This window comes from Kribbella sp. NPDC049174 (assembly GCF_043197365.1).
Lineage (GTDB): Bacteria > Actinomycetota > Actinomycetes > Propionibacteriales > Kribbellaceae > Kribbella.
Map to the genome: position 1 here is coordinate 564,130 of NZ_JBICSZ010000004.1, position 15,864 is coordinate 579,993.

At 69.3% G+C, this 15,864-nt stretch carries 13 protein-coding genes and 1 tRNA gene; 8 read left to right on the top strand and 6 right to left on the bottom strand.

The features are described from left to right. Positions 1–41: 41 nt before the first annotated feature. Both ACGFIF_RS24630 and ACGFIF_RS24635 read right to left on the bottom strand, forming a co-directional pair. On the bottom strand, positions 42–572 hold the full coding sequence (locus ACGFIF_RS24630) for a hypothetical protein (protein WP_393157571.1): 531 nt from the start codon (positions 570–572) through the stop codon (positions 42–44). Positions 573–618: 46 nt separating this feature from the next. Next, positions 619–804 (bottom strand): PspC domain-containing protein, encoded by a 186-nt coding sequence (locus ACGFIF_RS24635; protein WP_132213749.1) that lies wholly within the window; start codon positions 802–804, stop codon positions 619–621. Positions 805–999: 195 nt separating this feature from the next. Here ACGFIF_RS24635 and ACGFIF_RS24640 point away from each other — a divergent pair. From ACGFIF_RS24640 to ACGFIF_RS24660, 5 genes are all read left to right on the top strand, one after another. Then, a tRNA-Arg gene (locus ACGFIF_RS24640) sits at positions 1,000–1,071 on the top strand. 19 nt (positions 1,072–1,090) lie between these two features. After that, entirely contained in the window at positions 1,091–3,970 is a 2,880-nt protein-coding gene (locus ACGFIF_RS24645) for an ATP-binding protein (protein ID WP_393157572.1), read from the top strand. Positions 3,971–4,060: 90 nt separating this feature from the next. Next, positions 4,061–4,663, top strand: a complete 603-nt coding sequence (locus ACGFIF_RS24650; RefSeq protein ID WP_393157573.1) for a dihydrofolate reductase family protein — start codon at positions 4,061–4,063, stop codon at positions 4,661–4,663. Between the two features lie 257 nt (positions 4,664–4,920). Then, positions 4,921–6,309, top strand: coding sequence for a hypothetical protein (locus ACGFIF_RS24655; protein WP_393157575.1), 1,389 nt, complete (start codon positions 4,921–4,923; stop codon positions 6,307–6,309). After that, the gene (locus ACGFIF_RS24660; RefSeq protein ID WP_393157576.1) at positions 6,306–10,241 is read left to right on the top strand and encodes a hypothetical protein; all 3,936 of its coding nucleotides are present in this window, start codon (positions 6,306–6,308) and stop codon (positions 10,239–10,241) included. The genes ACGFIF_RS24655 and ACGFIF_RS24660 overlap by 4 nt, the downstream gene beginning before the upstream one ends. Positions 10,242–10,244: 3 nt before the next feature. Here the strand turns inward: ACGFIF_RS24660 and ACGFIF_RS24665 are convergent, their stop codons facing one another. Genes ACGFIF_RS24665 through ACGFIF_RS24680 form a run of 4 tightly spaced genes read right to left on the bottom strand, consistent with a single transcriptional unit; the run spans position 10,245 to position 12,794 of the window. Then, positions 10,245–10,628, bottom strand: a complete 384-nt coding sequence (locus ACGFIF_RS24665) for a VOC family protein (protein WP_393157577.1) — start codon at positions 10,626–10,628, stop codon at positions 10,245–10,247. Beyond that, positions 10,625–11,254, bottom strand: coding sequence for a maleylpyruvate isomerase family mycothiol-dependent enzyme (locus ACGFIF_RS24670; RefSeq protein ID WP_393157578.1), 630 nt, complete (start codon positions 11,252–11,254; stop codon positions 10,625–10,627). The genes ACGFIF_RS24665 and ACGFIF_RS24670 overlap by 4 nt, the downstream gene beginning before the upstream one ends. A gap of 23 nt (positions 11,255–11,277) precedes the next feature. Further along, positions 11,278–12,483: an RNA polymerase sigma factor gene (locus tag ACGFIF_RS24675; protein WP_393157579.1), complete on the bottom strand. Its 1,206-nt coding sequence runs from the start codon at positions 12,481–12,483 to the stop codon at positions 11,278–11,280. After that, positions 12,456–12,794: a YciI family protein gene (locus ACGFIF_RS24680; protein ID WP_393157580.1), complete on the bottom strand. Its 339-nt coding sequence runs from the start codon at positions 12,792–12,794 to the stop codon at positions 12,456–12,458. Before ACGFIF_RS24680 ends, ACGFIF_RS24675 begins: the two co-directional genes overlap by 28 nt. A 173-nt stretch (positions 12,795–12,967) precedes the next feature. Between ACGFIF_RS24680 and ACGFIF_RS24685 the strand changes: the two genes are divergently transcribed. From ACGFIF_RS24685 to zwf, 3 genes are all read left to right on the top strand, one after another. Beyond that, a complete protein-coding gene (locus tag ACGFIF_RS24685; protein WP_393157581.1) occupies positions 12,968–13,360 on the top strand; it encodes a VOC family protein in 393 nt (130 codons plus the stop codon). A 165-nt stretch (positions 13,361–13,525) separates the two neighbouring features. Further along, a complete protein-coding gene (locus ACGFIF_RS24690; protein WP_393157583.1) occupies positions 13,526–14,314 on the top strand; it encodes a phytanoyl-CoA dioxygenase family protein in 789 nt (262 codons plus the stop codon). A 52-nt stretch (positions 14,315–14,366) separates the two neighbouring features. Then, entirely contained in the window at positions 14,367–15,863 is a 1,497-nt protein-coding gene (gene zwf / locus ACGFIF_RS24695) for a glucose-6-phosphate dehydrogenase (RefSeq protein WP_393157585.1), read from the top strand. The last annotated feature ends 1 nt before the right edge of the window (position 15,864 follow it).

The window sequence follows — 15,864 nt, forward strand, 5'->3', positions numbered from 1 at the left end:
TTGACTCACCATCCACAGCCCGGTACTCAGCGCGGTCACGGTCAGTGGCGAACAGTGACCTGGATGTGGGACTTGGGGGTCAGCGGCGTGTCCCAGGCGGCCGGTTTGCCGTCGACGGTGACGGTCAGCGCCGTACACGCGTCGCCCAGGCACTTGGCGTCGTACCGGACGCCCCAGAGGGTGAAGAACTGGGCGAGCGTGGGGCGTTCCGCGGTCGTCTTGGCCTCGACGTAGACCAGGCCGTCGGTGGTGTGGGTGTGTACGGCGGCCTGCTCGGCCCGGACGCGGTCGACACCGATACCCGCCGGGAGCTGCACCGCGGAGCCGTCGACGGTGACCGACAGGGTGAAGGTGTACGGCGAGGGGCCGGAGAAGTCGAGCGGGAGACGCTCGAAACCGGCCTTGTCGATGTACGAGACCGCGTCGCGGGGCGCGTCCCACGGCGGCGGCCCGGTCCGGAGCTCGGCCGGACCGGGCGGCGCGGGACCTACCTGGCAGCCGCCGGCCAGACTGCTGACGAGGAGCAGAGCGGCTGCCGTCGCACCCGCCCGGCGCCACCTGCCTGCTCTCATGGGGAGCAGATTGCCATGCCGTGGCCGGGCGGGCGGTCGCCGGGGGTCAGCGCTCCGACGGCATCAGGATCCAGAGCACGATGTAGATGAGGATCTGCGGACCGGGCAGCAGACAGCTGATGACGAAGATGAGCCGCATCGTGTTCGCGGAGATGCCGAACCGGCGAGCCAGTCCGGCGCAGACACCGCCGATCCAACGACCGCTGGACGGGCGGACCAGAGTGCTAGCCATGGGTTACCGATTTCCTTTCAGCAGATGGGCTTACAACCACTATGACGCCGTCTCCCCCGGACGCGATCCCGCCGCACCGCGCTTCCAGGGTCCTGTCAGGGTGGTCCCTGCCCGGACCTCCGGTACCCACCCGACGCACCGCCACCCGATTCGGGATTCACAGAAGTTTCCTGCTACTGTTCTGCACGTTCCTGAGCCCCCGTAGCTCAGGGGATAGAGCACCGCCCTCCGGAGGCGGGTGCGCAGGTTCGAATCCTGCCGGGGGCGCGGACGATCTGGGCGATCCATGCTCGCGGAGTGCGCGAGCATTGATCGTCCTTCGTGTTTGTGGGGGTGCGACCCCCACACCCCGCCCGGCGGGGCTTCGCCCCCCGGACCCCCCTTGGCTGTGGTTGCTCTGGGTTGTCGGGTGCGAGTTGTCGGCTGTGGGGCTGTCGGCTGGGGGTGTGGGGACTCGTGGGCGGGTTACGCTGCGGGGGTGCTGGTGGGGCGGTCGGTTGAACGGTCACGGGTGACTTGGGTGATCGACGAGGCCCGGGGCGGGCGGTGCCGCTCGCTGGTGGTGCGTGGTGAGGCCGGGATCGGGAAGACGGCTCTGCTCGACCATGCGGCGGACAGTGCCGATGGTCTGCGGGTGCTTCGGGTGGCCGGGATCGAGTCCGAGGCCGAGATTCCGTTCGCCGGGCTTCAGTTGATGCTGGCCAGGTTCTCCGACCGGTTCGGCGCGCTCCCCGGGCCGCAGGCTCAAGCGCTGCGGGCGGCTTTCGGGGTCGGGACCTCGGCGGGTGAGCGGCTGACGGTGGGTGCGGCGATCGTGACCCTGCTGTCCGATCTGGCCGAGGAGACGCCACTGCTGTGCCTGATCGACGACGCGCACTGGTTCGACCAGTCGTCGATCGACGCGCTGCTGTTCGCGGTACGGCGCCTCCACACGGACTCGATCGCGATCATCTTCGTGGCCCGCGACGGTGACCGGCCGTTCCCCGCGACCGGGGTGGACAGCATCACCCTCCAACGCCTGGACAAGACAGACTCCGCCAGACTGCTGGCCGACGTCCGCGCGCTGCCGCACGAGGTGGCCGAACGTGTGCTCGCGGAGTCCGCGGGGAACCCACTGGCCATCCTGGAGCTTGCCGCCAGCGACGGCATGATGGATTCCCCCGCTCCGGTTGCCCCGCTGCCGGCCACCGGCCGGTTGGAGGAGCACTTCCGCCTGCAGGTTCGCGCGCTGCCGGAGCAGACCAGGCTGGCCTTGCTCATCGCGGCCGCGGACCAGACCTCGGAGCTCGGGTCGTTCTCGGCCGCGGCAGCGCGGCTGGGCCTGGATGCCTCGGACCTCGAGCCGGCCGAGCACGGTCGCCTCGTCCAGGTGACCTCGCACGCGGTCGCCTTCCGGCATCCGTTGATCCGGGCCGCGGTCTACCAGGACGCCACGTTCGCGCGACGCATCGCCGTACATGCAGCTCTGGCGGCGTCGCTGACCGACCCGCGGGATGCCGATCGGCGCGCGTGGCATCTCGCGGCCGCCGCCGGCGGCACCGACAACGCGGCCGCGGCGGAGCTCGAGCGCGCTGCCGGGCGCGCGTTCGACCGTGGTGGTCCGGCAGCGGCCACCCGAGCGCTGGAACGGGCCGCGGAACTGAGCACCGACCGGGCGGACCGGGCCCGGCGTCTGGTCGGAGCCGCCCGGGCCGCCTACGACGCGGGCCAGCTCGATCGTGCGGCGCAGCTCGCCGCGGCCGGGCGCACGGTCACGACGGACCCCGGCGAGCAGGCCGAGGCCGGCTGGATCCAGGCGCAGGTGGCGTACGAGCGCAACTCCCCCGCTGAAGCGTGTGGGCTCGCTCTCGACGCCGCGACGCCGATCCTGTCAGCCGACCCGGATCGCGCGGTGTCGGTGCTGACCGAGGCGACGTGGTGCGCACGAGATGCGGCCGATCCCGCATTGCTTCGTCGTTGCGCTGGGCAACTGAGCGCTGTCCGAGGCGGTCGGCCGGTCGTGCTCGACGCCTTGGCCGGCCTGACCGAACTACTGCAGGGACACCCTGGGGCCGGGGTTCCGCCGCTGCGGGCGTTGCTGGCGGCTGCCCAGGCCGGGCAGGTGGACGCAACGGTCGAGCTGCAGATGGCCGGATTCGCGGGCGTGCTGATCGGGGACGACGACGCGGCCCTCGCCGTGCTCGACGACCACGTCGCCGTCCTGCGCGGCCAGGGCGCGCTCGGCTGGTTGCCGTACTCGCAGGAGGCGCTCGCGCTGGCCCAGTTGGTCACCGGCCGGTTCCAGGACGCGGCGGCGAACGTGGCCGAAGCGATCGAGCTGGCCACCGACCTCGGCCAGGACCTGCAGGTCGTGACGCTCACCTCGATCTCGGCCTGGCTCGCCGCGGTTCGGGGCGAGGTCGAGGCTGTCCAGACGCAGACCGAGCTGGTGCTCGGCGACGTCAGGCGTCATCGGATCGCGTGGGGGATGGCGACCTGGGCACGCGCTCTGGTCGACCTCACGTCCGGCGACCCGGCCGCCGCACTCGACCGGCTGGAGCCGCTGTGCGACGGCCCGGCCGGGCGAGATGTGACGATGCGAGCGATTCCTGACCACGTCGAGGCCGCCGTACACGCCGGTGACTACGACGGCGCACGACGACACCTTCCCCGGTTGACCGACTGGGCTACCCACGCGGCGACGCCTGCTGCTCGTGGCCTCGTGCTGCGCTGCGAGGCCCTCCTGGCCGAGGGAGCGGTCGCACAGGACAGCTTCGAGACGGCTCTACGTCTCGAAGGAGGTGGCCCGTACGATCGCGCCCGTACCCAGCTGGCGTACGGCGAATGGCTGCGGCGCAATCGCCGTCGTACCGCTGCGCGAACCCAGTTGGTCGAAGCGTTCGATGCGTTCGAGCGGATCGGGGCGCATGGCTGGCAAGGGCGGGCCCGGACCGAGCTCACCGCCCTCGGCGAAGCCGTTCCGGTCCCGCAGGTGGTGGTCGAGGGGGTCGGCCAGCTCACCCCGCAGGAGTTGCAGGTCGTCCGCCGCGCCGCCCAGGGGATGAGCAACCGCGAGATCGCCGCCGAGCTGTTCCTCAGCCCGCGCACGATCGGTCATCACCTCTACAAGGCGTATCCCAAGCTGGGCGTCAGCCGGCGGTCCCAGCTCGCCCGACTTAATCCGTGACCCGGCCCGGCACCAGTCATTTGACAGATTCCGACCGCCCTACCCGGCTCGTAGCCTCAAAGGCACAACGCGGTGTGGAGGGAGAATCCGATGGGCAAGACGATCATGGGCGCCATTGTCTCGCTGGACGGCTACATGGCCGATGACAACGACGGTGTCGGGCCGCTCTTCGACTGGCTGGGCAACGGACCCGTCAGTTGGTCCTTCGACGGCAGCGACGACAAGGTCCAGACCACCCAGGCATCCGCCGACTTCATGCGCGCCATCTACCAGGGCATGGCGGCCAACGTCATCGGCCGGCGCCTCTTCGACATGACCAACGGCTGGGACGGCAAGCCGGCCGCCGGTGAGCACGTCTTCGTGGTCACGCACGAACCGCCGAAGGACTGGGAGTACGCCGATACGGCACCGTTCACCTTCGTCAACGGCGTCGCGGAGGCCATCGCGGCCGCGCAGGAGTTCGCCGGCGACCGAGTCGTCGACGTGGGCGCCGGCCAGATCGGCGGACAGGCGCTGGCGCTCGGCCTGATCGACCAGATCGTCGTCAATCTCGTCCCGGTGGTGTTCGGCTCGGGCCGTCCGTTCTTCGCGACCGGTCCCCTGGGCGACCCGATCCTGCTGGACAACCCCTCGCAGGTCGTCCAAGGCGACCGCGTGACCCACCTCCTGTACGACGTCGCCAAGAAGAGTTAGTCGTCGGTTGCGCTGATACGCCGCGGGGCGTAGCTGACTGGTCGTATGCTGCGCCGGGTGTCGTAGCGGAAGTCGGGACTGCGTGCGGACGTCGGTGCTGCCCCAGCAACCGGGTGACGCGCTGCGGAACGGCACCGCGGCCCGATTGCCACTCCTGCTCGGTGGCACCACCCACCACTGCTCGTTCTGGTCCGCTCTGCCTCGGTGACTGGCATTTCGGCAGGTGCAGGTCGACACTGAATCCGGGGGTGGGGGCGATGGATGTGCCTGGCGGAGCTGTGTCCCGGGACGCCGTGATCGTGATTCCCGGAATCATGGGGAGCGCGCTGGTCGACACCGAGACGCGCGAGACGGTGTGGGGCTTGGACCAGGCCGGCTGGTGGGTCAAGGCCTGGACGTCGAAGACGGCCCTGCTGAGGCTGGCGGTGACCGACGCGGAGCGCGCCGGCAGGATCGGGCGGATCCGCCCGGCCGGCCTGCTCCGCGCCCCGGCCTTCGCGCCGATCCTGAAGGGCTTCGAGCCGTACACCAAGTTGGTCGAGGGGATCAGTCCGGCGCTTGCGCATCGCGATGCGCTGTCCGAGTTCCCGTACGACTGGCGGCTGTCGATCGAGCACAACGCCCGTGAACTGGCCAAGCTGGTCGAGCGGCAGCTGGCGCGCTGGCAGGCACACCCGGACGGAAGCGCCGAGGCAAAGGTCGTGCTGGTCGCCCACTCGATGGGTGGACTGGTCGCCCGGTACTTCACTGAGATGCTCGGCGGAGCGGCCGCCGTACGGACGACCGTGACACTCGGAACGCCGTACTACGGTGCCGTGAAGGCCGCGTACATCTTCAACACCGGGCGCGGCGCACCAGTACCGCTCCCGCACAAGCGGCTCCGCGAACTCGTCCAGAACATGCCAGGGCTGCATGACCTGCTGCCCTTCTACCGGTGTGTGGACGAGGGCGAGACCGTACGCTACCTGAGTCCCGAGGACGTGGACGTGCTCGGCGGCGACAAGAAACTCGCTGAAGAGTCGATACAGCGGCACACCCAGTTGATGAGCGGTCCGTCCCGCGACCTGCGCCTGATGGTCGGGGTCGAACAACCCACCATGCAAAGCCTGTCGTTGAACGGCGGGGCGATGACACCGCTCCTGCAAGTGTGCTGGCCCGACAGCACCGGCCGCATCGAGCGTCGCGAGAATCTCGCCGGAGATGAAACCGTCTTCCGCCGGGCCGCCGCCGCGTTCGACCTCGATCCGCAGACCTTGGCCCAGTCGCACGGCGCCCTGCCGGCGGACGAGTACGCGATCGCCAAGGTTCGCGACGTACTGCTCAACAGCACCGCCGGGCCACCGCTCGGGGCCGGCACGATCGGCGTCGACGTACCCGACGTGGTCTCCGTCGCCGAGCCGCTCACCGTCACTGTGACTGGTGCGAAGGCGAGCGGCACATCGTGCCGGGTCTTCGACGCGTTCACCCGGCGACAGGTCGCCTGGCCCCAGTTGCGCGGTGTGGACAGCCCGCTGACCGCGTCGGTCGCGCTGCCTCGTCCAGGGGTGTACCGGATCGAGGTCAAGGGCGGTGGTACCTCCGCAGTCTCCCAGCAGGTCATGGCAATCGCGCCGGAAGACTACGTACTCGAGGGAGTCGACCAGTGAGTGACGATCCGGCGTTCACGATCTACGCGGTTCCGATCGGCCAGTACACCACCGCGGTCAGCGAGCCGTTCGTACCGGTCGCGGCGGACGATGACGCCAAGGCGATCGCTGACCTGCTCACACCGTACGGCGGGCTGGCCAGAGCGTGGCCGCCCGGCACCGGCGATCGTGATGCGGAGTGGGTGCGTAGGCAGCTGGGCGGCTGGGCCGGTCGGGACGGGCCGAGGAGCTCGGTCCTGGTCTGGGTGGGACATGGCGAAACGAACGGCAACGATGCCTGGCTCGCCTCCTTCGGCACGGTGCACGACCGGATGGGCACCGGGCACAACGCGAGCGAACTCGCGGCCCATCTGAATGACGAGTGGTCGGCCAGGGAGCAGGACGCCGAGGCCTGGGCCCTGGTCATCATCGAGGCGTGCGGCGCCGAGCGGTTCGTCGAACTGGTGGCCGCGGCTCTGCTGGTCAGGCCGAATCCGCCCAAGTGTTTCGCCCTGCTGGGCGGTGGCGGCATCGGCCCGGCGTTCCTCACCGCGGTTCCCACCGCACTGGACGCCGTGTTGCGGTCCTACGAGGACAATGACGAGGTCATCCGGATCGACGACCTCGTCGGCCGCCTCGAGAACCGGCTCGAGTTCGGGCGCGCGATCAGGAGCGGACTCGGCAAGGCTCGGCCACTGGTCCGGCCGCGGGTGTTCAGCCAGGGCGTCACCGCGCCGCACGACGTCTACGCCGAGCTGAAGGACTTCATCGCCGGCCTGCCCGAGGATCAGCGCAGCTTCTTCGTTCCCAAGGCGCAGGGCACCGAACTCGGTGAGCTGACCTGGTACTTCGAGGGCCGGGGCCGGGAACGTCGCGCGATCGCCGACTGGCTCAGCACGAACGACTCCGGTCTGCTCGCGGTCACCGGTCCGGCCGGCTCGGGGAAGTCCGCCGTACTGGGCAACCTGGTCGTCCACACGAACCCCGAGCTCCGGGAGTTGCTGATCCGGGCCGAGCAGGTCGACCGATTGCCGGCACCGGAACAGCCGACCGACAACGTGTTCGACGCGGTCGTCCTGCTGACCGGTCTGTCGACCTCCGACGTCGTCGACCGGATGACCGTCGACCTCGGGCTGGAGGCACCGGATCCGGGAACGGAGATCGCCGCCAAGGTCGACCGGTTGCTCGGCGCGATCGAACGTCGTACCGAACCGCTCACCGTTCTGGTCGACGCGCTCGACGAAGCCCAGGAGCCACTCGAGGTCGCCGGCACCGTGCTGCGGCAACTCGCGGACGCCCCGGGCTGCCGGGTCGTCGTCGGCACCCGCCGGTCGACCTCCGAAGGACCTGACCTGCCTGAGCCGGACGACAGCGACCTGCTCGACGCCCTCGGCAGGATCAGTACCGTCACCGTCGGCCTCGACACCACGGCCGTGACGAAGTACGTCGAACGCCGGCTGCGGGCCGCGGAGTTGCGGATCGACGACGACACCGTGGCTGAGGTCGCCCGCAGCATCGCCGCACAGAACAGGCATTTCCTGTACGCCCGCTTGGCCGTGCACGAGATCCTTGCCCGGCCGGAGCTGATCACGAGTGCGGCCCGGCCGGAGCTGACCGCATTGCTCGCCCAGGATCACCGCGGCCTGTTCGCCGCCGCCGTACGACGCCTGGCGACTGCTGACGCCGGCTTCGGTCCGCTGCTCGAGGCTCTCGCCCATGCCCGCGGCCGCGGCCTCCCCCGCGCCGACGACATCTGGGCCACCGCGGCCGGCGCCTTCGGCCGGCACCCGGGCGAGGTCGACATCGACAACCTGCTCCTCGCGGCGGCGCCGTACGTCATGCTCGACGGCGAGAACGGCCAGAGCACCTACCGCCTCGCTCACCAGACCTTCGTCGAGCACTTCCACGCCCAACCCGACTACGCCGCCGGCCACCGGCGGATCGCGAGGGCTTTGAGCGAGCGGTATCAGGACGGCTGGGCCAACGCCAACTACTACGCCGTCCGCTACACCGCGGAGCACCTGGTTGCCGACGCGGAGCGGACCGCAGCAGATGCCTACGGCCTGGTCAGCCTGGTAACGGATCGGGGGTGGTTGCCTCGAGCGATCGAACTGCTGGGCGTGGACCAGACGGTCGCCGTGATCGCCGCAGCCAGGGCCGCCACCGATCAGAACGTGTCCCACGACGACACCGACGCGCTGGTGATGTGGATGAGCACCTTCCAGCCCATCGACGTGGTCGAACGGGTGCTACGCCGGAGCAGGATCGCCCTCGCCCGCGATCCCGCACAGCTACCAGGCCAACTCCACGCCCGGCTCAAGGAGTACGCCGGTGCCTCGATGGCCGAACTCGGCGACGCGATCGGCCGGACTGCCACGGCTCCCTGGCTCCGCATGGTCGACGGCAGCCTCGACTGGCGAGCGGATCTCGAGTCGACGTACGGCACAGGGGGCAAGATCCGCGGCCTCGGCTTCGGCCAGGTCGGCGACCGCCCGGTGGTCGCCATCGCGGTCGACAGCCGAGTGGAACTGTGGGATCCCCGCACCAGCGTTCCGGACGTTGCCGCCACCATCGAGGTCGGTCACCGTCCCACCGCCGTTGCGGTGTCCGACATCAGCAACCGCCCGGTCGTCGTGACCACCGCCGGGTACGACGCGCTGACCGAGGTCTGGGACGCACTGAGTGGCGAGCGGGTGGCGTCCACGGACATCGGTCTCGGGCACGCGATCGGAGTAGGCCGGGTGAATGGCAGGCAGGTCATCGCCGGCGTACCGTTCGACGGTGGGTTGAGGGTGCTCGATGCTGACACGTTGCAGCCTGTCGACGCCCACCCTGATCTCGACGCCCGCCAGGTTCGCGGGTTCGGAGTCGAGGACGACGGCTCGCTGGTGCTCCTGGGCGTCGAGGACGTCGGGACGACAGCGCACCGGATTCTGCTGATCAACCCGGCTGACGGCCGCGAGAGCTGGCGAACCGATCCGATCACCTTCGAGTCCGGAAGCCTGCTCGATGTCATGGCCGCTGCCCGGATCGGCGCGCCGTTCGTGGTCGCGGCCGGGATCGGCAGCCGCATGTACTGGTTCACCGAGGGGAACGAGTACGTCGAAGAGTCGCCCTACAGCCATCGCACGCGGGCGATCGCGGTCGGCGTGGTCGAGGGACGAGGCGTCGTGGCATCGTCACCTGACTACGACAGCACCGGCCTCGTGCAGTTGCAGCAGATCGAGTACGACGCGGACCTGGGCGGGGTGACGCTGTCGCGTCTGCGTGAAAGCGGGGGCACGTTTGCTCCGCTGGACCAGTTCGCTCCCGTTGCGATACCGGCCGAGCTGGGCAAAGTGCCACCCCGTGATGCGGCTGGCCGTCGGCCGTTCCTCCTGGACCGGCCCGCGGACTGGCCTCAGTTCGTCGCTGCGGTCGGCGATCTGGACGGTGCGCAGGTTCTGCTGACCGGGGCAGTCGAGGGCGCGGTATGGATCTGGGACCAGCACACGATCTCCACCGGCCAGCCGCGAACCATCGCGGGGCCGTTCGCGCAGCTTCCACCGTTCGTTCTCGAGGAAGGGTGGGATCTCCTCGGCGTCAAGCCACCGCTTGAACGTGTCAAGTCCGTGGCCCTGGGCGACCTGCCTGGTCGCGGTCCGGTTGTCGCGGCGGCGTGTGCCGGCCGGGCGCGGCTGTACGCGGTCGCGGACGGGGAGCGGATCGAGAGCCCCGCGGATGACGCCGCGGCCGTCGACTGTGTGGCGCTCGGCACCATCAACGGGCGGACCGTGCTGGTGACCGGATCGACCGGCGGCAACCTCACCGTGTGGGACCCCGCTGCGCGCACCCGCGTCGCGGGTCTGGCTCTCGACGACCCGATCACCCACGTGCGAATCGATGCCGGCGACCGGATCGCCATGCGCGCAGCCGGATCCGGCGACTACGTTCTCGAACTCATAGAGCCTTGACCGTCACGTGGTCTCGAGCATCCAGACGTGGCCGTCGGGGTCGGTGAGGGTGCCGGTGTAGGCCCAGGGTTTACGGGTGGGTGTGCCGATGGGGGTGGCTCCGGCGGTGGTGGCCTGGGTGTAGAGGGAGTCGACGGCGGCCTCGGTGTCGAGGGAGATGGAGAGGATGCACTCGCTGGTGCCGCGGGGTGCTGCCGGGTGGTCGCCGAGGACCCAGCCGAAACCGCCGGTGGGGATGAGCATCAGTCGTACGTCGTCGGTCAGGGCGAACTGGAGTGGCTCCGGTATACCGTCTTCGGCCAGTTCGCCGATCGCGGTGAAGCCGAAGGCTTCGCGATAGAAGGCGTACGAGCGGGGGCGGTCTTCGATCGGGAGGCTGATGATCATCGGAGCTGCTCCTTGGTGAAGCGGGTGGCGGGTGCGCCGGTGAGGTGGTCGGCGGGGAGGGTCCGGCCGCAGAGGACGAGGAGGAGGTCCTGGGCGCTGCCGGACAGGACCTCGCCGGTGCCGTGGGTCCAGTCGAGGTCGGTGGCTTGGAGTTGGACGTTCTCGAGGTCCACGCCGAAGTACTTGAGCTGCCGGGGTTTGAGGTCGTCGAGGATGAGGCGCAGGCGGTCAGCGGGGACCTGACGGTCGATGCCTAGAGCAACGGTGATGTCGAGGCCGTGGATGACGTCGTGGGCAAGGGCTCCCTCGTAGCCGCCGCCCGGTGGCTTCCAGGGGTGGTTGATGTTCTGGCGCAGGCACTCGGTCAGCTCGAGTGGGGAGAGCTCGGCGGCGTCCCGGCGGGCCTGGCGGTCGGCGAGGCGGTCGAACTTGCCCCGGGCCTTGATCATCCCCAGCAGGAAACGAGGCATGGACAGCCGGTACGGCATGGTGATGTGAGCAACCAGTTCGCGGACCCGCCAACCCGCGCACAGCGTTGGCTTCTCCCAGTCTTCTTGCTGTAGTCCGGCCAGCAGGTCGGCGAGGTCGGTCCGCTCCCCCGCCACGGCCGTTCTGATATCTGTCATACCCACCGACGAACGGGTTCCGCTCAGACAGACACCTCCGCCAGGCGTTTTCGCAGATATCGCCGTTCGGCGTCCGTCGCCGCGAGCTCCATCGCCTCCCGGTACGACGTCGCGGCCTCGGCGTGCCGCCCGAGTCGCCGGAGGAAGTCGGCGCGAGTAGCCGGAAGCAGGTGGTAGCCGGCCAGTGGGCCCGCCGCCAGCTCGTCAACGAGCCGGAGTCCCATGGCAGGGCCGTCGGCCATGCCGATGGCGACTGCACGGTTCAGAGCGACCACTGGGGTCTGCTTGAGCTGGCCGTACAGTGCGGCGATCTGCGGCCAGTCGGTGTCGGCCGCCGTACGTGCGGAGGCGTGGCAGGCGGCTATTGCGGCCTGCACTTGGTAGGGCCCGGGTGAGCGGCGGCGGAGGGCGGCGTCCAGCAGGTCCACACCTTCGGTGATCACAGCGTTGTCCCAGCGGGTGCGGTCCTGGTCCTCCAGCGTCACCAGCACACCGTCGGCGCTCAGCCGGGTGTCACGGCGTGCGTCGTGCAGCAGCATCAGTGCCAGCAGTCCCGCCGCCTCGGGCTCGTCCGGCATCAGTTGCACGAGCAGACGCGCCAGTCTGATCGCCTCACTGCTCAGACTGCTCCGGACGACATCCGTGTACCCCTCGTTGAACAGCAGGTAGAGCACAGCCAGTACGGCGGGCGTCCGCTCCGGCAGGAGATGCGCAGGTGGGACCCGATAAGGGATACCGGCGTGCTGGATCTTCTGCTTGGCCCTGGTGAGTCGCTTCGACATGGTGGTCTCCGGGACCAGGAAGGCCCGTGCGATCTCCGCCGTACTGAGGCCGGCCAGAGTCCGCAGTGTCAGCGCCACCCGCGCCTCCATCGCCAGAGCCGGGTGGCAACAGGTGAACATGAGCCGCAGCCGGTCGTCCGGTACGTCGTACGGCTCGTCAGGCTCATATCCCACTACAGCCACCTCCTTCAGCTTGGCCGCGCCGACGGCTTCCCTGCGCATCCAGTCACGGGCCTTGTTGCGTGCAGTAGTGGTCAGCCAGGCGCCAGGCTTGTCAGGTACGCCGTCCTGCGGCCAGCGCTGCAGGGCCGCGGCGAACGCCTCCTGCGCGCACTCCTCGGCCAGCTCCCAGTCACCGGTCAGGCGGATCAAGGTCGCGACGACCTGACCCCACTCCTGCCGGTAGATCTGCTCGAACGTCACACAACCCCCGGCGGCGGCTCCCATACCGGCCTGATCTCGATCGTTCCGTAGCCGGCCGCCGGATGCTTGGCGGCGATCTCGATGGCTTCGTCCAGATCGGCACAGTTGATCAGCACGAACCCGCCGATCTGCTCCTTGGTCTCCGCGAACGGACCGTCGGTCAGCAGCACCTCGTCGTTCCGCACCCGCACGGTCGTCGCCTCCGACGGCGGCCGCAGCCCGGCCCCACCCTCGACCACACCGCGCTGCTCCATCTCCTCGGACCAGCCGCCGCAGCCGTCGTTCGCGTGCGCCTCGGCCGTCTCGTCACCAGCGATCATCAGCAAGTACTTCACGGTCCTCCTCCAGAGAGTCTCACCCACCGACGAACGGCCCCGGCGGAAACAGACACCCCCACCGTAAAGCGCCGTTCCGCACACCCGGCAGTCAACCGCCCGGCCCCTGTCCTCGCTTTCCACCCGGAGCGGGCATAGCGTCGGAGGTGACCGGGTTTCAAGGGGAGGTTGAGATGGCCGGACGAGTGGTGCACTTCGAGATTCCGTACGACGACGGGGAGCGGGCGCGCAGGTTCTACGCCGAGGCGTTCGGGTGGCAACTGATGGAGATGCCGGACTTGCAGTACACGATGGTGTCGACCGGGCCGGTGACCGAGGAAGGGATGCCGAGCGAGCCCGGGTTCATCAACGGCGGCATGTTCGACCGGGCCGCCGCGGGCGAGATCAACCGGCCGGTGCTGACCATCGACGTGGAGGACATCGACACCGCCTGGAAGACGATCGAGCAGCTGGGCGGCAAGACCGTCGGCGAGAAGCTCACGGTCGGCGAGATGGGCTACGCGGCGTACTTCACCGACTCCGAGGGCAATCTGATCGGCCTGTGGCAGACCGCAGCCACCGGCTGACCGGCGAGCGGTAAATCCGTCGCGCCGCGCTGCGCCCCGGCGTAGCGTGATGGCGACACACTGACTTGCTCCGGGAACAATCATCGACGCACCCGGAGCCGGGAGACACACACATGTCTCCTGGCTCCGGGTGCGTTGTGTTTTCCGGGCTCGATGGGAGGCTGCATGGTGACGGAAGCTCAGTTGGAGGAGTTCGAACGGACCGGTCTGCTGCGCCTGGCCGGGGCGATCCCGGCGGCCGACACCGCCGCGATGTGCGACCGGATCTGGGATCACGTCCTGGCCGAGCACGGGATGCAGCGGACCGAGCCGGCGACCTGGTTGGTCGAGCAACGGATGGCCGGCCTGCGGACAGTGGCAAGGCGGGACGAGTTCATGCGCATCGGCAGCCCGGCGGTCCGCGCGGCGCTCAGCGATGTGCTGGGAGAGTGGACGGAACCGCGCCACTGGGGCGGACTGCTGGTCACATTCCCGCTGCGGGAGGAGACGGTCTGGGACGTACCGTCCATCGTCTGGCACAACGACTTCGTGCCGTTCGAGGCTGGTGCTCGGCTTCGGGCCGTGCAGCTGTTCGTGCTGCTGAACGACATCCGGCCGCGTGGCGGTGCGACGCTCGTACTCACCGGATCGCATCACTTGGTCAGCCGGTACGCCGACCCCGCCGACGACGGACCGCATCCGAAACGGCTCCGGCGTCAGCTGGGCGCCGCCCATCCGTGGTTGCGGGAGCTGTGGGGTGGTGAAGGCGGCGACCGCGTCCAGCGCTACATGGTCGACGGGTTCGAGGTGGACGGCGTACCCCAGCGCGTGGTCGAGCTGGCCGGCCGGGCCGGAGACGTGTTCCTGATGCACTGCGACACGTTCCACACCGCCGCGCCGAACTGTCTCGACCAGCCGCGGATGATGGCCACGAACATGATCAGACTGGAACAGGGACCACGCCGTACGGTGTGATCACGCGGCCTAGACTTTCGGGTGTTGGCTCCGGTGTCCTCGGGAGGACTGCATGCCTGAACGTACTCAGACCATTGCGTACCCGGCGCCGGGGTCGCGCCCGTCGCGGCGGGATCCGGAGCCGCTCTCGCCGCACGTGATCGTGCTGTTCGGGGCGACCGGCGACCTGGCCAAGCGCAAGCTGCTGCCGGGACTGGCGTATCTGCAGCTGTCCAAGTTCGCGCCCGACGTACGCATCATCGGGATGGCGACCGAGCAGCTCACCTCCGACGAGTTCCGGGAGCGGGCCCGGAAGGCGGTGGAGACGTACGGGACGCACCGGATGACCGACGAGGAGCTGACCCAGTTCGCGGAGCGGCTCGAGTACGTGCCGGCGACGGCGGGGTCGGACGCGCTCGCGGCCGCGGTCAAGGCGGCCGAGGCGCTGCTCGGGCCGGACACCTGCCGGCTGCACTACCTGTCCGTGCCGCCGAAGTCCGCACAGTCGGTGATCGCGATGCTGCGCGACGCGGACCTGGTCGACCGGGCCCGGGTGGTGATGGAGAAACCGTTCGGCGACGACCTGGCCAGCGCGATCCAGCTGAACAACTTCGTGCACGAGACCTTCGACGAGGCGCAGGTGTTCCGGATCGACCACTTCCTCGGCAAGGAGGCGGCGCTGAACATCCTCGCGTTCCGGTTCGCGAACGGGTTGTTCGAGCCGATCTGGAACCGCAACTTCATCGACCACGTGCAGATCGACATCCCCGAGTCGCTCGGCCTGGACCAGCGGGCCACCTTCTACGAACCGACCGGCGCGTTCAAGGACATGGTCGTGACGCATGTCCTGCAGGTGCTGTCGTTCGTCGCGATGGAGCCGCCGACCGCCCTCGAGCCGCGGGCCATCTCGGAGGAGAAGAACAAGGTCTTCCGCTCCATGCTCCCGATCCATCCCGACGACGTGGTGCGCGGCCAGTACGGCGGCTACCGCAACGAGGACGGGGTCGCGCCGGACTCCGACACCGAGACCTTCATCGCGATGAAGGTCGGGATCGACAACTGGCGCTGGGCCGGCGTGCCGTTCTACCTGCGCACCGGCAAGCGGATGGCCGAGGGGATGCGGATCATCTCGATCGCCTTCAAGGAAGCACCGAAGACGATGTTCCCGGCCGGCTCCGGCGTCGGCTCTCAAGGCCCCGACCACCTGACCTTCGACCTGGCCGACTCGTCCCGGGTCTCGCTGTCGTTCTACGGCAAGCGGCCCGGTCCGGGCATGCGCCTGGAGAAGCTGTCGATGCAGTTCTCGACCCAGGAGACCGAGAGCGCGGGCGACGTACTCGAAGCCTACGAACGCCTGATCCTGGACGCGATGCGCGGCGACCACACCCTCTTCACCACCGCCGAAGGCATCGAGTCCCTCTGGGACCGCTCCGCGATGCTGCTGGACGACCCGCCCGCGGTCAAGCCCTACCAACCCGGCACCTGGGGCCCCAACGCCATCCACCAACTCATCGCCCCCCGAGCCTGGCGCCTCCCCTTCGAACGAGAATGGCGCGAATCCAAGCAGTAGC